Source organism: Microvirga vignae, assembly GCF_001017175.1.
GTDB lineage: Bacteria > Pseudomonadota > Alphaproteobacteria > Rhizobiales > Beijerinckiaceae > Microvirga > Microvirga vignae.
The window spans coordinates 1-17,626 of the sequence record NZ_LCYG01000127.1; the positions used below are offsets into that span (position 1 = coordinate 1).

The 17,626-nt window shown below is 60.6% G+C and carries 17 protein-coding genes; 13 read left to right on the forward strand and 4 right to left on the reverse strand.

From position 1 onward, the window contains the following. The 5 genes from AA309_RS36160 to AA309_RS29760 all read left to right on the forward strand — a co-directional run. Positions 1-197: hypothetical protein (locus AA309_RS36160; RefSeq protein WP_210166526.1), on the forward strand; the 197-nt coding region annotated here is incomplete at its 5' end. A gap of 390 nt (positions 198-587) precedes the next feature. Continuing rightward, positions 588-1,598 carry a helix-turn-helix domain-containing protein gene (locus AA309_RS29745; protein WP_052955095.1) on the forward strand — a complete coding sequence of 337 codons (1,011 nt, stop codon included), beginning with the start codon at positions 588-590 and terminating at the stop codon, positions 1,596-1,598. A 259-nt stretch (positions 1,599-1,857) separates the two neighbouring features. Beyond that, positions 1,858-2,019 carry a LuxR C-terminal-related transcriptional regulator gene (locus AA309_RS37970; protein ID WP_425286917.1) on the forward strand — a complete coding sequence of 54 codons (162 nt, stop codon included), beginning with the start codon at positions 1,858-1,860 and terminating at the stop codon, positions 2,017-2,019. Between the two features lie 442 nt (positions 2,020-2,461). Further along, positions 2,462-3,052 carry a hypothetical protein gene (locus AA309_RS29755; protein WP_047192676.1) on the forward strand — a complete coding sequence of 197 codons (591 nt, stop codon included), beginning with the start codon at positions 2,462-2,464 and terminating at the stop codon, positions 3,050-3,052. A gap of 243 nt (positions 3,053-3,295) precedes the next feature. After that, complete coding sequence (locus tag AA309_RS29760) at positions 3,296-4,687, forward strand: fused MFS/spermidine synthase (protein ID WP_047192640.1); 1,392 nt, start codon at positions 3,296-3,298, stop codon at positions 4,685-4,687. A gap of 244 nt (positions 4,688-4,931) precedes the next feature. On the opposite strand, the gene AA309_RS29765 is transcribed toward AA309_RS29760, so the two are convergent. Continuing rightward, positions 4,932-5,366 (reverse strand): hypothetical protein, encoded by a 435-nt coding sequence (locus tag AA309_RS29765; RefSeq protein ID WP_160310578.1) that lies wholly within the window; start codon positions 5,364-5,366, stop codon positions 4,932-4,934. Beyond that, positions 5,359-5,697, reverse strand: a complete 339-nt coding sequence (locus AA309_RS37975) for a response regulator transcription factor (protein ID WP_425286916.1) — start codon at positions 5,695-5,697, stop codon at positions 5,359-5,361. Before AA309_RS37975 ends, AA309_RS29765 begins: the two co-directional genes overlap by 8 nt. A 72-nt stretch (positions 5,698-5,769) precedes the next feature. On the opposite strand from AA309_RS37975, the gene AA309_RS35570 reads away from it, so the two are divergent. Next, a complete protein-coding gene (locus AA309_RS35570; protein WP_047192642.1) occupies positions 5,770-6,006 on the forward strand; it encodes a hypothetical protein in 237 nt (78 codons plus the stop codon). A 458-nt stretch (positions 6,007-6,464) separates the two neighbouring features. Here AA309_RS35570 and AA309_RS29780 read toward each other — a convergent pair whose 3' ends face one another. After that, positions 6,465-7,145 carry a transglutaminase-like cysteine peptidase gene (locus AA309_RS29780; RefSeq protein WP_244470539.1) on the reverse strand — a complete coding sequence of 227 codons (681 nt, stop codon included), beginning with the start codon at positions 7,143-7,145 and terminating at the stop codon, positions 6,465-6,467. Between the two features lie 315 nt (positions 7,146-7,460). Further along, a complete protein-coding gene (locus AA309_RS29785) occupies positions 7,461-8,456 on the reverse strand; it encodes an FCD domain-containing protein (RefSeq protein WP_244470540.1) in 996 nt (331 codons plus the stop codon). Positions 8,457-8,574: 118 nt separating this feature from the next. On the opposite strand from AA309_RS29785, the gene aldA reads away from it, so the two are divergent. The 7 genes from aldA to AA309_RS29820 all read left to right on the forward strand — a co-directional run bounded on the left by aldA (position 8,575) and on the right by AA309_RS29820 (position 17,561). After that, positions 8,575-10,047: an aldehyde dehydrogenase gene (gene aldA / locus AA309_RS29790; RefSeq protein WP_047192644.1), complete on the forward strand. Its 1,473-nt coding sequence runs from the start codon at positions 8,575-8,577 to the stop codon at positions 10,045-10,047. Positions 10,048-10,126: 79 nt separating this feature from the next. Next, positions 10,127-11,107: an ABC transporter substrate-binding protein gene (locus AA309_RS29795; protein WP_047192645.1), complete on the forward strand. Its 981-nt coding sequence runs from the start codon at positions 10,127-10,129 to the stop codon at positions 11,105-11,107. A 71-nt stretch (positions 11,108-11,178) separates the two neighbouring features. Then, positions 11,179-12,705 carry a sugar ABC transporter ATP-binding protein gene (locus tag AA309_RS29800; RefSeq protein WP_047192679.1) on the forward strand — a complete coding sequence of 509 codons (1,527 nt, stop codon included), beginning with the start codon at positions 11,179-11,181 and terminating at the stop codon, positions 12,703-12,705. Continuing rightward, positions 12,698-13,705: an ABC transporter permease gene (locus tag AA309_RS29805; RefSeq protein WP_047192646.1), complete on the forward strand. Its 1,008-nt coding sequence runs from the start codon at positions 12,698-12,700 to the stop codon at positions 13,703-13,705. The genes AA309_RS29800 and AA309_RS29805 overlap by 8 nt, the downstream gene beginning before the upstream one ends. Positions 13,706-13,713: 8 nt before the next feature. Next, positions 13,714-14,691 (forward strand): ABC transporter permease, encoded by a 978-nt coding sequence (locus AA309_RS29810; RefSeq protein ID WP_047192647.1) that lies wholly within the window; start codon positions 13,714-13,716, stop codon positions 14,689-14,691. Positions 14,692-14,726: 35 nt separating this feature from the next. After that, on the forward strand, positions 14,727-15,815 hold the full coding sequence (locus AA309_RS29815; RefSeq protein WP_047192648.1) for a mandelate racemase/muconate lactonizing enzyme family protein: 1,089 nt from the start codon (positions 14,727-14,729) through the stop codon (positions 15,813-15,815). Between the two features lie 57 nt (positions 15,816-15,872). Further along, positions 15,873-17,561, forward strand: a complete 1,689-nt coding sequence (locus AA309_RS29820; RefSeq protein ID WP_047192649.1) for a GMC family oxidoreductase — start codon at positions 15,873-15,875, stop codon at positions 17,559-17,561. Positions 17,562-17,626: the final 65 nt, after the last annotated feature.

Here is a 17,626-nt window from a genome sequence, read left to right on the forward strand (position 1 = left end):
ACATGACATCCGGGCTCAACCGGAACTTTGTTTTCGGCATCATGCCTGGCTTCTGGAAGAAAGCCTATCAAAGTGCAGTTAGGGCGGCGAAATCAACGATTGAACTTCAACGCCTAACACCTTCTTGTACGACAGATGGGTACGAACTGGAAACGCCCGAGCCATTTTTTGAGCTCAGTCGTTGTAATAATGGTTAATGGGGCGCAAGACACAGAACCAAACCAGTGATTGCCGGCGCCTCAGCATTTCAGCCACTCACCGGGAGCACGCGCTTTACCTTCCCCTCATGCGACTGAGTCAGAGCTCCTGTGCAGAAGTCAGAACGTTTCCTTCTCTACTCGGGCCAAGCGAACCGGGAGGAGAGCGAGCGGTTACGATAGTTCAGGGCATCTGACACCGTGGAGGAGGCTGAGAGGCAAGTTCAGGCAACAGAATGAAGCGTGTTCATTCCGAACTCGAAATAAAGCCTCGTCTTTTCACTTCAGACTGGTAGTCTTCTCTCGGGCTCATAGTGCAATCAACACGAAGCCTTGGGGCTATAAACATCGATGCCAAATCTGCCATCCTTTTATTTTGAAGGAACTTCGGTGGCTGCGCCGGAGGAGGCATACTGGACATGGCGCAATATCGTATCGCCGCTGTTTGACGTAGCGGTCGCTGATAAACAGGCCGTCGGTTCGTTCAAGGTCAAAATCGATAGTTATCACCTGGGCCCGCTTCTGCTCGGAAGCGTGGCATCCAGCGCTCAGGAGTTCCGCCGCTCTCAGGCGACCATCGCGCGTAGTGGTGTCGATCATTACCTGGTGCAGCTTTATCCCGTGGGCGGCTACGCGGGAGACGCCGAGGGCCGGACTGTGCATGTACGTCCCGGCGACCTCAGCATCCTTGATATGTCCCGGACTCTCCATACGCGGGCCGAGACGTTTCAAAACCTCAGTCTTGTCGTCCCGCGGCCAGTGCTGGAGCCTCTGGTGAGGAACCCCGATGGACTTCATGGCCTTGTGCTCTCGGGTGAGTCGGCTCTAGGCCATCTGCTGGCCACTTACTTGAGCACGATCTATGGGGCCGCTGGTTCATTCAACTCCGAAGACGGGGCTCGTATCTCCAATGCGACAGCCAGTCTCATCGCTGGCTGCTTCGGCCCTGCTGCCGATGCTCATGAGACAACGACGGTCGCCAAACGCGCTGCACTGATCCTGACGATCAAGCGCTATATAGACAACAATCTGGCAGAACCGTCGCTTACGATCGATACCATTGCCCGTGAGTTTCGCCTGTCACGGGCGACTTTAGTCCGCATGTTCGAGCCGTTGGGCGGATTGGCGGGATACATTCGGGCGCGGCGAATGCTCCGTTGCTTCAATGAAATCACGTCGCCAGCCTATGGCCACCGCTCCATTGCGGAGATCGCCTACTCCTGCGGCTTCAACAACGAAGCCGCCTTCAGCCGGACATTCCGGCGCATGTTCGACATATCGCCTCGGGAAGCCCGCGCTGAGGGCGCCTTGGCTCATCGGACGATCAAGCATCTCCAGCCTGGCTCCGATGGATCTGGACGACCAATCCTGGCAGAATGGATCCAGTATCTTGGGGTGTGATGGCTCCTACTCCCTTTGATCCTTCGCCTGAAGCGAACCGCACAGAATTTGAGCCAAACAGCAAAGTGTTCCGGATGCTATTCAGCTAAAACACTCCCGAGTTAATCCGTTGCAGGGGGCAGCCGAGATGACCGCGAAGATCATTCGGCGCCGGAGTGAACCAGCCGGCAGCATCATCGAAGCCGTATACAGTCCGTCTCAGTTCTCATGTCCCGAGGCGGCGAACGAGGATCGGCACTCTGCCTCCTCCAGCCTATCGATGGGAGAAGCTGAGGTCATTGCGCTTTTGGCCACAGGAAAAAGAGCGGTCGACATCGCGGACCAACTGGAGATCGATGAGGCCGCCATCAAGGAGCACATCAAATCCGTCCTTCACAAGCTGAAGACAAGAACACCTCTGTCACCGTCTGATGGCCCATGAGCAAGTAAACCTCGCTCGACGCCGAGCCGAGCAGATCCTCCGAAAGCAGAGCGACCATCACGATAGGCCGCAAATCCGAATGGCAATGAGGAGCGGCGTGATCTGTTCGGAAATCCTTCAGCGATCCCGCGCTGCGAACTTCCCTGATGGATGATCCAAAAAGTGTATGTCTGTGCCGGGTCAGGCCGTGAAGCCCCCCTGCGCCTCCCGAAGGTCTGCTTAGGCCGGGCGAGCAGACCAAAGCGCGACTTCCGCTTAGCGCCAAGAGCGGATGTCGCAGGAGCGGATCACAACCCGCTGCTTGCGATCCGTTGCGGACATTGGCAACAAGCCTGATCGTTCGCCAGATGCCATTGCTCAGAAGAGCCTTCGGAACTTGCCCAGCCGCGCACCGGTCGCCCATGCTAGATTGAAGGCCTCGCTCATGCAGGGAGGCAAGGCGATGGCAGGAAGCTCGGAACACAGTGGCGGACTGCGCGGGGGCCGCTGGAGGATAGCGATGTGGGCCACCGCCGCGTTTCTGTTGCTGCTGCCCTTGATCGCGATGCAGTTCACCAATGAAGTGAACTGGGATGAGACCGATTTCATTGTTTTCGGCGCCATGCTCGCCGTCGCTTGCGGCACCTACGAGCTGGCGGCGAGAATGACGGGCAATAGCGCCTACCGGGCTGCCGTCGGCATTGCGGTCGCGGCAGCATTCATCCTCGTTTGGATGAACCTTGCCGTCGGCATTATCGGGACTGAGGACAACCCCGCCAATCTGATGTTTGGCGGAGTGCTCGTCGTCGGGATCGTCGGCGCCACCATCGCGCGCTTCCAGCCGGATGGAATGGCTCGCGCGTTATCCGCAACGGCGCTCGCTCAGATGTTGGCCGCCGTGATTGTGCTGGTCACGGTGAGGCACCAGTCTCCGATCAACCCCGCGCCCGAGATCTTGGGCCTGAATGGGTTCTTCGCCGCGCTGTGGCTCATATCGGCCTGGCTGTTCCGAAAGGCGGCGCGGGAGCAAACTCCCGCAGGCGCAGCGCCGTAGGTCGACCCGCGGCGTCCGCTCTCTACCTGACTGAGACGCTCTCTGGGCCGCAGACGAAAGCCTCTATTGGGTCGGGCTCTGACGATCCTCTTCTCTTCACGGAAGGCTGGGTGAGCCGAACCCAGGGGCTCTTCAGCTGAGTGCCGGAAGCTGTCCGCGATCTCTCCAATACCTCTCACGGCTATGTGAGATTGTCAGCCGCACATCTCGCATATTGTTGGCGGCCCAAGGCAGGTGACGAACATGCTCTCCTCCCCATTGTTCCTCAGCGCCATTGTCATCGAGGGCTACACTGTTCTCGCGGTGGAGCTCCTGGCGATCCGTCAACTCACTCCTTACGTGGGCAACGCGACCGACACTGTTGCCATCGTCATTGCCGCGGTTCTGCTTCCTCTGGCGCTCGGGTACGAGGCTGGTGGCCGAGCCAGTCTTACCCCCGGAGATGAGGCAGGCGTGCGCCGGCAACTCACCCGAAACCTGCTCATTGCCGCCCTCATCCTCAGCTTTGGGCTGTCCCATCCCTTTCTGGCGGCTTTCTTTCAGATTCTCGATGGCTTTGGGATTACCCATCGTCTAGTCCAGGCAGCCGTTCATACGTCCCTGTTCCTGGTCTACCCGGTCTACCTGCTGGGCCAGACCCTTCCGCTGGTCGCCTATTGCTCCTCCGGCGTGAGCCTCCCGCGATCCACGGGATTGATGCTGTTCCTGTCCACCCTTGGGTCATTCCTGGGCTCGGTGGTGTCGACCCTCGTGTTCATGACTTTTTTCGGCGTCCACATCACGGTGGCTGTCACCCTAGGGCTCCTGGTGGTGCTCGCCGCAATCATCGGCTGGCAGATAGAGGACCGGAACAAGCTGGCTCTCGCAGCCGGTGCACTTGGGCTCTACATTGTCGCCATCAACAGCCCCGCCGCAGTGCGGGCATACGGCATCGTCAGCAACAATCTCTACAGCGAGGTCCGGATCGTCCTCAACCCGGCTGAGGACAGCCGCCTCCTGGTCATCAACAACAGCCCGTCCTCCAAGATCGCGGTTCATCCGGAGCACCGCTTTGCTTACCTGAAGTTCATCGAGAAGGAAGTTCTCAGGAGGCTCGGTACGGATCGTCCGCACCGCATTCTGGTAATCGGGGCTGGAGGGTTCACCATTGGCCTTGAGGATCGCTTCCACGCCTACACCTATGTCGATATCGACCCTGCCCTGCGGCAGGTGAGCGAGGAGCACTTCCTGCGCCAGCCCTTGGCTCCCAACAAGACCTTCGTGCCTGAGTCCGCCCGCGCCTTCCTGCGCCGCAACACTCAGACTTATGATGTCGTCGTGCTCGATGCCTTCACGAACCGGATCAGTCTCCCGCCGGACCTGATCACCCGCGAGGCCTTTGCTGCCGTAAGGCAGGCAGTCGCACCAGGCGGTCAGGTGGTCATGAACATCATCACCTCACCAAGCTTTGCCGATCGGTTCAGCCGCAGCATCGATGCCACGATCCGTAGCGTGTTTCCTTTCGTCTCTCGCCAGATTCTGTCCGAGACCATGACCGGCAGTGTCGCAAGTGTGCTTTACCTTGCGGGCCGGTCCGAGAACAGACCGCACGACATCTACACGGACGACCGGAACCGCTCGTTCTTGGATTACTAGCTTCCGCGAAGACGTCGGTCATCCTGGCCGAGGATCAATTCACCTTCGGATCAAACCAGGAAATCCCGTGCCCTTCACGAACGTCCGGTGTTCCCTGCTTGAGCAGACATCCGGCTTGCTTCCGCTCAGCGTCATTTGCAGACTCTCGGTAAGGCAACACACCTATCTAGTATCGGGCCGCGCGGAGCAGTTAGAGTCGCACCGATCGCGTCTGACTCCCGCTCACGTCCCGAGCCCGTAGCTGCTATTTGGCACGCCTGAACAGCGCAGCTACCAGACGCAATTGCTTGCGCGCTGGCCGCCGCTCGATCTCGACCTGAAGCCGCTCGGAAGAAAGCTCTGCTTCTGCGGATGGCTCGGTCTCGGACATGCCGCGAAGCCCTGGTTCAACGACAGGTGGCTCCTCGGCCTGTTTGTCCTCGGAGAGCACCTCAATCCGACCAGGGAAGTCGTTCCGGCATTCATAGCGGACGTAATCCTGAACACCGGGTCGGATATGGCGCTCGCTATCAAGAATGACCTCATGCGTGAGCTCGACCACGAACACGCGCCCTTCCGAAGTCGGCACATCCACCCGAGTGACCGCGCCTTCGAAGAAGCTTTCCATCGGCCCTGGAGGATGGAAGTGGACACGAACCCTATCCCCGACCGCAATGTTCCTTGCCTCCAGCTCAGACATTCACAAGCGCTCCGCCTCGTTGGGGCAGGTGCTGAGAAGCCCACATCGCAGCCTGGGTGCGATTGGACGCCCCGATCTTGCGCAGGATCGTTTTGACATGGACTTTGATGGTCGCTTCGGTCACGTCAAGCTGCCGCGCGATCACCTTGTTAGACACTCCTTGCCGTAAGCAACTCAGGACCTCCGCCTCCCGCGCCGAGAGCTGGCACGTTTTCGGATCAAATGGGATTGGCTCTGCTCTATGGTCATGAAGCGGCGGCCTCCGGTCCTGGGGACGCCCATCGAGGATGGAGCGGAGCACTCCAGAAGGCACAACAGCTCCCCCGAGCATAACTAATTCAAGAGATGTGATCAGAACGTCAGGAGTACTTGTTGCGAGACAAAAGCCATTCACGCCTGCCTCATGGCCCAATCGCACAAGATGAAGGTCGAACTGATCCGCCAGGATCACGATCCGGGCTTCTGGAGCCTGCTCTCGCACTCGCCTTACCACCTCAAGCACGTGACCGGTGTTCCGGTTGGCTTGGATGAGGACCAGCGCGGGCTTCTGCGCCAGACGCTGAAGCCGTCCTGGACTGGCGACAGAAACCGTCTCGGCGAGCGCGAACGATGTTCCCTGCAGGATGCGCTGAAGGTCTGAGCGAAGAAGGGAGCCGTCACAGATCAGTGCTGTTGGGACTGCTGCAGCGAGACTGTCGCACCCGCCGGAACCGGACAAGCGTCTGTGTTCAGTCGTCAGAAGAGTCATCCGCAGTTCCCTGTTCAACTTTCCTCTTGAAGCAAAGGTAGACAGGCAGCTGGAGGTTGGTCTGTCTGGATTCTGACAATGTAGAGGAACCAATGGTCGCAATATTAAGCCGGCACGATCCTCTATCTGCCAAGCTCAGCAATATCGACCGTAGACTGGCGCCGCCCTCATCGCTGCGGCGAGCCAGCACGCCAGCTTGGAGCAGGCTCAGCTGTTAGGCGACGTCGGGTCGTTCCCACTGATGTTTATTCGTTGAGCTGTCGTACTCACCAAGGCCGGTGCCTCAGCCGAGAACGGACTTTCCGCTGCACACCCATATGTGGTGGCAATGCTGTGAAAACTCGTCCGATCTAACGATTGGCCGTGAAAGCAGGTGTAGCTTGATCTCCAAGGGCAACCCAGGTTCTGGCGTTCGTGCTCTCCCGCTTGATATAGGAATATCCTGTTTGTCGCCAAGGCAGGACGGCGTCTCGCTTATTGTCGAGGATAAAGTCGCCCTGGTCTGTGAGGACCATGAGCACGGCATGCCCCTGCCCCTGCTCGTCGATCACGGCCGCGATCCGCAAGGCCCGCTGGGGCAGACCAGCCTGGACGAGCAGCCTCCGTTTCAGAAGCTGGATGTCCTCGCAATCGCCTAGACCATCGTCAGGATAGTCCCAGCGATCAAACACACCCCAGTGGTCCTGGTCGGTAACCGCCAAGACCGTTGCGTTAACGTGCTCGTTGACTTTTTGGAGGATGGCCCAAGCGCTCGGAGTGAGCGCAATCCGCTCCGGCTGCGAGCGATCAATCCGACATTCTTGCGGTTGTTTCTGGCAGAACCTGATCCATGCCCATGTTGGCGCAGCACGTCCTAACGCATGGAGGCGATCGGCTTGTTTTGCCGGGAACGAACTCTCGGCAATAGCCGGAGCTGAAGAACTGAAGAAGGCAATGACGGCAAAAGCAATCCCCCATGCTCCCACACCGATGCGGTGGGCCGCGTTACGAAAAGTGGGATGGTTGAGGATCGGATCAGCAGCATCTTCCACGGCCAAGGCTCCGGTCTGGAGCCATTACGATGGGCAATTGTGGTAAACGACCTCTTAACGCAGCCTGGGTAGGGAACCATTACACAGATCCTTGGTCTCGGTTTTACGGCATCGAGCTTGGCATCGTCACGAGGAGCAGCCCATCAAGGATCCATCCTGTTGTCGCTCTTCAAACGTCATCGCTTTCCAATGAAGATCCTGCCGGGCGTACGAAGGTCAGCATCGGCTCAAGCTCGGTCCATGAGCGCGGCCTTGTAAAGGCCAGCTCAGGCGATGCCGCCCTTGAGCTGCAATGCGGTCTGGATCGTCCACCATCTAACTTTCGATCGGAAAGGTAGAGCGCACGAACTCCCAGGCAGCGACCAGGTGGCGCCGCATGGCCTCCTCTGCGTTGTCCGGATCGCGCACGGCAATGGCATCGAAGATAGCTCTGTGGCCCGCATGGTTCATCTGATCGATGTCTGCTCCGCGCTTCATAGAGCGCCAATGTTGAGTCAACCATTCCACATAGGCTTTATGAATGGCGGGATAGATCGGGTTTCCCGGAATGCGGTAGAGCACGGCATGAAAAGCAGCATCAGTGTCATCGAAAGCGATCGAATGGCCAATGGCCACACGATTGGCGTCGAGTGCTGCCCGCAGCTCCTCGAGATCATCGCGCCGTGCATGGTTTGCAGCCCATCGGGCAAGTGCACACTCAATGAAGATGCGCGTTTCGAAGAGATTCCAAACCCCTTCTCGATCCACGACAAGGTGACCAACCAAGTTACCGACCTGATCGACAGCGAATTCATAGCCGGGTTTGCGCACGACGGGACGATGACCAAGACGGGTTTCGACAAGGCCACGGTTCGCCAGGGAGGCGATGGCCTCGCGCACGGCGGCCCGGCTGACCCCATAACGTTGCATCAGGTCACGTTCGGCCGGCAGGCGTTCCCCCTCCTGAAGGCTGCCGGACTGAATCATCCGCACGAGATCCGCAACCACAGCCTCCGACCGCCGCGCCGCACCCGACTCTGTTTCCCGACGGTGAAGTCTCTGGCCCTGATCCATCATCTCCCCTTGCTGCTCCAAACGCGTCAACACCTTCTCAAAAGGCGATCGGGCGCTCTCCCTGTGAGCCGTACGCACCCAATGTTTGGTAGGACCAATCACCTGGTGGGAGCAGATTATTTTGGGCGCATCGGCGGAAAGGTCCAGAGATTTTATGGGCGAATTTCGCGCATAACGTTCGGTGATACGACACTTGACACTCAACCTTTGTGTCAGCATTCTGACTTCGGTCTTACCAAATAGACCTTGAAATGGCATTTGGTTAGACAAGGCTCCAGGGGGCATCCTGGAGGAAATCAGTGACGCCAATCCCAGGCTCGACCCTGCCGCGCTCTGCTTCGCCCCTGCCCTGCCAAGGTCGCTGCGAGGCCCGGTCATGACGACGTCTATTGCGGCCAATCGCGCCGAAGCAACCACCCACTACCAGATGTATATCGACGGAGCCTGGACGGATGGCCGCAACCCGGATCGTTCGGACGTCGAAAATCCTGCCAACGAAGTCGTCTTTGCCACGGTCCCGGCCGGCTCGGGCGAGGACGCGGTGGCAGCCCTCGAAGCGGCGAAACGCGCGCAACCGGCCTGGGCCGCCCTGCCGCCCATCGTCCGTGCCGGCTACGTGTTCGACCTCGCCTCAGCGATCAAGCGGGACAAGGATCGTCTCGCCCGGACCGTGGTGCTGGAACAAGGAAAGCCACTGAACCAGGCCGAAGGCGAAATCGACGCCACCATCACCTTCCTGACTTTCGCGGCCGAGAGCGCACGGCGCATCGAAGGCGACATCATGCCTTCCGATTTTCAGAGCGAGGAAGTCTGGATCCGTCGCGTTCCCTTCGGCGTCGTCGTGGGCCTCACCGCCTGGAACTATCCCGCAGCGCTGGCGGCCCGCAAGATTGGCCCGGCTCTCGTGGCCGGCAACACCATCGTCGTGAAGGGACATGAATCGACACCCCTCTCAGCTCTGGAGATCGCGCGTCTCGCACATGAAGTCGGATTGCCGAAGGGTGTTCTGAACGTCGTGACGGGCGACGGACGTACCGTTGGCGATGCGCTGGTGCGCTCACCGCTGAGCGACATGATCACCATGACGGGCAGTGTGCGCGCAGGCAGAGAGATCTATGCGGCGGGCGCGCATGAATTGAAGGTCGTCCGCCTCGAACTCGGCGGCAAGGCACCTTTCATCGTGCTCGACGACGCCGACCTTGATGCAGCTGTGGAAGCGGCGATCGTCTCGCGCTTCACCAATTGCGGGCAGATCTGCACCTGCAATGAACGCATGTACCTGCACCGGAACATCGCGGATCCCTTCCTCGACAAGTTCGTCTCCCGCGTGAAGGCCATGCGGCTCGCCGACCCGATGACGAACCCCGACATGGGGCCCAAGGTGAACCGGCCGGAGGTCGACAAGGTCGAGGAGATGGTAAACCAAGCCATCGCATCCGGCGCGGAGGTCCTCGCCGGCGGCCATCGTCTGAAGGACGGCGAGTTCGCGCGCGGGCACTGGTTCGAGCCGACGGTCCTGCGGGTCAACTCCAACCGAGCGAACGTCATGCAACGCGAGATCTTCGGGCCGGTCGCGCCCGTGATGACGGTCGACAGCTTCGAGCAGGCGCTGAGCTTTGCCAACGACACGAGCTATGGCCTGTCGGCTTACGTCTACACAAACGATCTGCGCCGGGTGATGCGCCTGTCGCGGGAATTGTCCTTCGGCGAACTTTATGTGAACCGCCCATGCGGCGAACTCGTCCAAGGATTCCATACGGGCTGGAGGCATTCGGGTCTCGGTGGAGAGGACGGCAAATACGGTTTCGACGGATACCTGCGGAAGCAGACCACCTATGTCCGCTGGTGACGATCTGCAGCGACAAACGCCTGCGGCAATAGACGCGAAGAACCCCATAAGGGGCGAACCCACTGGAGAGGAAACGAACATGATGCTCAGAAGGACTTTCCTTGCGCTCGCAACGGGCGTCGCAGCCATCGGGCTGGGGCTCGGCGGTGCATCGGCGCAGGAGCTGCCGAAGCTGAAGAAGAAAGATCACTACAAGGTCGGCTTCGCCCAGACTGAATCCAACAACCCGTGGCGCATTGCGCAGACGGAAAGCATGAAGGCGGAAGCCGCCAAACGCGGCGATCAGCTCGTCTACACGGACGCAGCCGGTTCGGCCGCCAAGCAGGTGGCGGACGTCAACTCGATGATCGCTCAGGGTGTCGACCTGATCTTCCTCGCCCCTCGTGAAGAGAAGCCTTTGATCCCCGCCGTCATGGCCGCCAAGAAGGCCGGCATCCCGGTGATCCTGCTCGATCGCAACGTGGACCAGAGTCTGGCAAAGGCAGGTCGTGACTACGTGACATTCATCGGCTCCGACTTCGTCGATGAAGGGAAGCGGGCAGCCGAGGCCCTGACGAAGGCCATGGATGGTAAGGCCAAGATCATCCAGCTCGAAGGCACGACCGGCTCTTCGCCTGCGAACGACCGCCGTAAGGGCTTCGAAGATTACATCAAGGCGCATCCCGGCATGCAGGTCGTGGCTTCGCAGTCGGGCGACTTCGCCCGTGACAAGGGCCGCCAAGTGGCCGAGACCCTGTTGCAGGCGCATCCCGATGCCACTGCCATCTATGCGCACAACGACGAGATGGCGATCGGCGCGATTGCTGCCCTGGAAGCCGCCGGCAAGAAGCCCGGCAAGGACGTGATCGTCGTGTCCGTCGACGGCACGCGCGATGCGCTTCAGGCCATCATCGACGGCAAGATGCTTGCCACCGTCGAGTGCAATCCGAAGTTTGGCCCGAAGGCGTTCGAAACCCTCGACCGCTACGCTAAGGGCGAACAGATCGAGCCATGGGTGGTGAACACCGACCGGTTCTTCGACAAGTCGAACGCCGCGCAGCTCATCGCCGACGCGTATTGATCGGTGCAATGCTGCCCGCCACGGCGGGCAGCATCCCTTGTCTCCTCGATAGGATGGACCCCGGACCTCTCATGGCTCCGCTTCTCAGCATGCACGGGATCAACAAGCGCTTCGCCGGGATACCGGCTTTGCGCGCCGCCGAACTCGTGGTGGAAAAGGGCGAGGTTCATGCGCTCATCGGCCAGAACGGGGCCGGCAAGTCGACCCTCATCAAGATCCTGACCGGCTATTACGCCAAGGATTCGGGCGAGATCGTCTTCGACGGAAAGCCTGTGACCTTCAGTTCGCCGCAGGAAGCGCAAGGTGCCGGCATCAGCACGATCTACCAGGAGATCAATCTGGTGCCGTACAGATCAGTGACAGAGAATATATGTCTTGGACGAGAGAAGCGGCGCTTCGGCCTTTTGGACTGGCGGGCCATGCACGCGGAGGCCCGCGCGCTTCTGTCTCGCTTCAACATCGACATCGATGTCCATCGCCCGCTCATGGCTTATCCGACCGCCGTGCAGCAGATGGTGGCGATTGCTCGCGCGATCGGCTTCGAAGCCAAGCTCGTCATCATGGACGAGCCGACCTCCTCCCTCGACGAGCGCGAGGTTGAAGTGCTCTTCGGCGTGATCCGCCAGCTCAAGGCAGCGGGCGTGTCCGTGATCTTCGTCAGCCACAAGCTCGACGAGCTCTATTCGGTTTGCGACCGCGTCACCATTATGCGGGATGGGCGAACGGTGCAGGTTGCGCCGATGGCGGAACTGTCGCGGCTCGATCTGGTGACGACCATGCTCGGGCGCGAGCTCACCCAGGTTCTGCAGGAAGGCCGCAAGGCTGACGATACTGTGGATACACGAAAGCCAATCCTCAAGGTCCAGGATCTAGCCATTGGGCGCAGGGTCCGCGGCGTGGATTTCGAGGTTCGCCCGGGTGAGATCGTCGGCCTTGCAGGGCTGCTTGGTGCCGGACGCACCGAATCCGTCCGCGCTGTATTCGGTGCGGACAAGCCCGATACTGGAATGATCCGTTTCGCTGGCTCCGACAAGGCAATGACCGAGCCTGCCGACGCCATCCGGGCCGGCATGGGTTTCTGCTCGGAAGATCGCAAGCTCGAAGGCATCATTCCGGACATGTCGGTGCGCGAGAACCTGACGCTCGCGCTCATGCCGCAACTCGCCAGGCGCGGTATCGTGGACGAGGGGCGCAGCCGCGAGATCGTCGACCAGTTCATCAAGCGCCTCGGCATACGCTGCTCAGATCCAGAGCAGCGTATTCGCGAATTGTCGGGCGGCAACCAGCAGAAAGTGCTCCTCGCCCGCTGGCTTTGCATGAACCCGAAGCTTCTCATTCTCGACGAGCCCACGCGCGGCATCGACGTCGGCGCCAAGGCCGAAATCCTCAGTCTGATCCGGGAACTGGCCGGGCAAGGTCTCGGCGTTCTGATGATCTCGTCCGAGCTGGAGGAAATCGTGGAGGCGGCAAGCCGCATCTTCGTTCTACGCGACGGGCGCACCGTGGCCGAACTCGAAGGTGACGCCGTGAATGAACAATCGGTGATGGCCGCCATGGCGCATGGGCATGAGAGCAACCGGGAGGCTGCCCATGGCTGAGACCGCGACAACGCTGCCGCCGAGACCGGCGCAAGAGGCGCCCCGGTTCGAGTTGAAGAGCTTTCTGACCCGTTACGGATCGTGGATCGCCCTGGCGCTCCTCATCCTGGTCAATCTCGCCATCACCCCGAACTTCGCTACCTGGCAGACGCTCAACGTCAATCTGACCCAGGTCTGCGCCATTGTGATCGTCGGCGTCGGCATGACGCTCGTGATTGCGACCGGTGGCATTGATCTCTCCGTCGGCGCACTCATGGCGATTGCGGGTGCTCTCGCTCCACTGATCTTTCTCGGCAAGCTCTTTCCCCTGCCCTCTCCTGCCGTCGGCATTGCGCTTGCCTTCGTGTTGCCGGTTCTTGTCACCGGTATCCTCGGCCTTTTCAATGGCTGGCTCATCACGCATCTGCGCATTCAGCCGATTATCGCCACGCTCGTCCTGTTTATCGCGGGGCGCGGCATCGCCCAGGTGTTCACCAACGGCAATCTGCAGGTGTTCAACCTGCCGGAGTTCCAGTTTATCGGACTTGGGCGCATTTTCGGCATTCCCTTTCAAGCCTTTCTAATGGTTGCAATCGTCGCTGCCGCGGCGTGGATGCTGAGGCGAACCATGTTCGGCAGGCAGATTCTGGCCGTTGGCGGCAACGAGCGTGCAGCGCGGCTCGCCGGCATTCCCGTGGCGTCTGTTAAGCAGCGCGTCTACCTCATCAGCGGACTCCTGTCCGGAATCGCAGGACTCATCGTGATCGCCCGCAACTCCGCAGCCGACGCCAATCTCGTGGGCCTCGGCATGGAGCTCGATGCGATTGCTGCCGTCGCCGTGGGAGGAACGCTTCTCACCGGCGGGCGTGCAACGGTCATCGGAACACTGGTCGGCGCACTCATCATCCAGCTCGTCCGCTACACCCTTCTCGCCAATGGCGTGCCGGACGCGGCCGCCCTCGTGGCGAAGGCCGGTATCATCGTGCTGGCCGTCTGGCTTCAGCGGCAGGGGCAGCGTTGAGATCGACCATGAACGGCACCATGACCTTCAAGACGCTGCAGACCATCGGACGTTTCGGCGTGCTCCTCGCCCTCATCACGCTCATCGTGTTCGGCTGGCTCCGCTACGACAACTTTCTCGGCACGTACAACGTGCTCTCGGTCCTGCGCTACAACAGCATGTTCGCGCTGGTCGCCTTGGGGATGTGCTTCGTCATCATCACTGGAGGCATCGACCTCTCGGTGGGCTCGACGGCGGCCCTTGGCAGCGTCGTGGCAGCCCTGGCTTCACCTTACGGTGCCGTGCCGGGCCTTCTCGCGGGCCTCGGTGCCGGGCTCATGATCGGCGCGTGCAATGCCCTCATCATCACGCGCCTCAACATTCTCCCCTTCATCGCAACGCTCGCGACGATGCTGGCTGCGAGTGGCTGTGCGCTCCTCCTTGCCGGCAATCAATCCGTCTCGGTCTCCTACGAATCGGGCTTCACGGAGCTGGGGCAAGGCGACTTCCTCGGATTTCCCGTTCCTGCCTGGATCGCACTCGTCGCTTACCTCCTCGGCTCACTCGTTCTCAATCTCACGTCCTTCGGCCGCACGGTTCTGGCGGTGGGCGGCAATGAAGATGCGACGCGGCTGATGGGCCTGCCGGCAACCCGCGTGAAAGCCATCGTCTATCTGGCGAGCGGTGGCCTCGCCGGCCTTGCGGGCGTCATCCTCGCGGCGCAATTCGGCGCGGGCCAGCCCATCGAAGGCGTAGGCTGGGAGCTGTTTGCCATTGCGGCCGTGGTTGTCGGCGGCACGCTTCTCACCGGCGGTGTCGGATCGGTCGGCTCGACGCTTGCCGGTGTGCTGCTGCTCGGCCTGATCTTCAACATCCTGAACTTCGAAAACGGCCTCGGCTGGATCAGCCTCTCCGCTTATTGGCAATCCGTCATCCGCGGCCTGTTCCTGCTGCTCGTAGTCGCCATTCAGGCCCGCCTGAGCGTCCGCACGGAAGAGACAGTCTGATCTGCAAGAACGCACAACAACGGACGGGACAAACCATGCCTCGGATTACCTCCATCGAACCCGGCTTCTATCGCATCCCGCTCCCGACGATTCTGACCGACTCCATGCATGGCGAGATGCGCGCTTTCGAGCTCAATACGGTGCGCATTCGTGATGCCGATGGAGCAGAAGGGGTTGGCTACACCTTTACGGTCGGCCGCAATGGAGCCGCCATCGACACCATCCTCACCCGAGAATTCCCGGAGATCATGGACGGCGAGGAGGCCGACGAGATCGAGCGCCTCTGGCACAAGGCGTGGTGGGCGCTCCATTACGGCGGACGTGGCGGACCCACCGTTCTTGCAATCTCGGCCTTCGACATGGCCCTGTGGGACCTGAAGGCGAAGCGGGCCAATCTTCCGCTTTGGAAGGCGCTCGGCGGCTATGATCCGCGCGTGCCCTGCTATGCCGGCGGCATCGATCTCGAACTGCCTCTCGATCAGCTCCTGCGCCAGACTGACGATAATCTCGAAAAAGGCTTTCGCGCGATCAAGATGAAGGTGGGCCGCGCCAACCTCTTCGAGGATGTGGAACGCGTGAAGGCGATGCGCGAGCATCTCGGCGAGAACTTCCCTCTGATGGCGGATGCCAACATGAAGTGGAGCGTCGATGGTGCCATCCGCGCCGCCCGCGCCCTTCAGCCCTTCGATCTGACATGGCTTGAGGAGCCCACCATTCCCGATGACCCGGCCGGTCACGCTCGCATCGTGAGCGAGGGCGGTCTGCCTGTCGCGGCAGGTGAAAACCTGCGCACCCTCTGGGAATTCAAGCTCTACATCGCTGGCGGCGGCGTGACCTATCCTGAGCCGGACGTCACCAATTGCGGCGGCGTGACTCCCTTCATGAAGATCGCCCACTTGGCGGAAGCCTTCAACATGCCGGTCACGAGCCATGGCGCGCACGATGTGACCGTGCATCTCCTCGCCGCTTGCCCCAACCGCTCGTATCTTGAAGCTCATGGCTTCGGGCTCGATCGCTACATCGCCGAGCCGCTCACGATCCAGGACGGCTTTGCCCTGGCACCCAACCGCCCCGGCCATGGCATCGAGTTCGATTGGCAGGGACTCGAGGGGATCAAGGCCTGACCTCATTCACGCGGCTGGACCGCCTGATTACGAATAGGTTTCACCACGGGTGCAGGAATGAAGGAACGATTTGACCATATCGTCGTCGGCGGAGGCTCTTCAGGTTCAGTGGCGGCGGCCCGGCTGGTTAACGAGGGCGCACGCGTGCTGCTGCTTGAGGGCGGCTATTCCCATCGCCACCCGCTCCTGGACATGCCGCCCGGCATCTTCAAGATGATCAATGGCAGCAAATACATGCGGTATCATCACACCGTGCCGCAGGAGCATCTCGATGGCCGCGTGCATGACATTCCGCAGGCCAACGTTCTCGGTGGCGGCTCGTCGGTGAATGCCCAGGTCTACATGCGCGGCAGACCGTCCGACTACGACGAGTGGCACGAGATGCTGCGCGGCGAGAACGATTATCCCGGCTGGAGCTGGAAGGATGTGCTGCCGCATTTCCGCACCATGGAAGGCAACAACAGGTTCTTCAACGAGCTGCACGGGGCGGATGGTCCGCTTCTAGTCTCGGATCCCGGGCATATCAACGACATGTCGCGCTGGTTCGTGCAGGCCATCCAGGCATTGGGCGAGCCGTTCAATCCAGATTTCAACGGCCCGAAACAGCGCGGCGTCGGCTTCTACCAGTTCATGAACAGGCGCGGCAAGCGCAGCAGCGCGGCTTATGCCTTCCTGGCTCCGCTCGCCGACAACCCGAACCTGGTGATCCGACTGCAGTCACGAGTGCGCAAGATCGAGATCGAGAACGGTCGCGCCGTCGGCGTGACCTATCGCGATGCGAAAGGCATGGACCATCAGGTCTATGCGGATGGCGAGATCATCATGGCGGCTGGTGCGCTTGTTACCCCGCAAATCCTCATGCTCTCCGGCATCGGTCCGGCCGAGCAACTGCGGGAGCATGGCCTATCCTGTATCATCGATCATCCCGGGATCGGCGAAAACCTGATCGATCACCCAGAGGTCCCGATGATCGCGAAGGCGAATGGACCTTACGGCTACTACAAGCAGGGGGTCGGCTGGCGCATGCTGCTAAACGGCATCCATTTCAGGCTGTTCGGCACCGGCCCTATCCTGTCCGCAGGAGTCGAAGCCGGCGCCTTCGTTAACCCGACAGACCCTGACGGTGAACCGACCATCCAGGCTTTCTGTGTGCCGATCGTCTATCTCGACCGTGACACGCTCCATCTCGTTCAGGATACCTATGGGCTGACGATCACCACGGTCGTCATCAAACCGAAGTCACGCGGCTTCGTCCGTCTGCGCTCTGCCAATCCTGACGACATGCCCCTGGTATCGCCCAATCTGCTGAGCCATCCCGCCGATGCCCGCGCGATGATCGACGGACAGCGCTTCTTCCTGCGAGCCTTCCAGACCACTCCCCTGGCGGAAAGGATTGAACGGATCTCAATCCCTGATCCGAACGATCTCAGCGACGAGGCGATCATGAAGCATTGCCGCAAGTTCGTGAAAACCAATTATCACCCGAGCGGCACCTGTCGGATGGGCACATCCAGCGATCCCATGGCGGTACTCGATTCCAGACTGCGCGTTCGCGGAGTCGAAAACTTACGCGTTTGCGACCTGTCCGCCATGCCCAACATCAATGCGGGCAATACGAACGCACCTGCCATGATGCTTGGAAGCCGCTGCGCTGAACTCATCACGGGTCGCCCAACGGTCAGCACCTCGCAGTTCGGCCCGCGCTTGTCCGAGCAGGGAGACATGAGCGTCGCCACCCTGAGCTGAGAAGAAAGAGCCAGAGCGTCGGCGATCGACCTCGCCGAATGCCATGACTGCGGTGGGCATTCTAT

Bases quoted from the DNA above. Each gene is read 5' to 3' on its own strand.
- AA309_RS37970 (WP_425286917.1), top strand. From the start codon at position 1,858: ATGGGAGAAGCTGAGGTCATTGCGCTTTTGGCCACAGGAAAAAGAGCG.
- AA309_RS29755 (WP_047192676.1), top strand. From the start codon at position 2,462: ATGGCAGGAAGCTCGGAACACAGTGGCGGACTGCGCGGGGGCCGCTGG.
- AA309_RS29760 (WP_047192640.1), top strand. From the start codon at position 3,296: ATGCTCTCCTCCCCATTGTTCCTCAGCGCCATTGTCATCGAGGGCTAC.
- AA309_RS29765 (WP_160310578.1), bottom strand. From the start codon at position 5,366: ATGTCTGAGCTGGAGGCAAGGAACATTGCGGTCGGGGATAGGGTTCGT.
- AA309_RS37975 (WP_425286916.1), bottom strand. From the start codon at position 5,697: ATGCTCGGGGGAGCTGTTGTGCCTTCTGGAGTGCTCCGCTCCATCCTC.
- AA309_RS35570 (WP_047192642.1), top strand. From the start codon at position 5,770: ATGGCCCAATCGCACAAGATGAAGGTCGAACTGATCCGCCAGGATCAC.
- AA309_RS29785 (WP_244470540.1), bottom strand. From the start codon at position 8,456: ATGCCATTTCAAGGTCTATTTGGTAAGACCGAAGTCAGAATGCTGACA.
- aldA (WP_047192644.1), top strand. From the start codon at position 8,575: ATGACGACGTCTATTGCGGCCAATCGCGCCGAAGCAACCACCCACTAC.
- AA309_RS29795 (WP_047192645.1), top strand. From the start codon at position 10,127: ATGATGCTCAGAAGGACTTTCCTTGCGCTCGCAACGGGCGTCGCAGCC.
- AA309_RS29800 (WP_047192679.1), top strand. From the start codon at position 11,179: ATGGCTCCGCTTCTCAGCATGCACGGGATCAACAAGCGCTTCGCCGGG.
- AA309_RS29805 (WP_047192646.1), top strand. From the start codon at position 12,698: ATGGCTGAGACCGCGACAACGCTGCCGCCGAGACCGGCGCAAGAGGCG.
- AA309_RS29810 (WP_047192647.1), top strand. From the start codon at position 13,714: ATGAACGGCACCATGACCTTCAAGACGCTGCAGACCATCGGACGTTTC.
- AA309_RS29815 (WP_047192648.1), top strand. From the start codon at position 14,727: ATGCCTCGGATTACCTCCATCGAACCCGGCTTCTATCGCATCCCGCTC.
- AA309_RS29820 (WP_047192649.1), top strand. From the start codon at position 15,873: ATGAAGGAACGATTTGACCATATCGTCGTCGGCGGAGGCTCTTCAGGT.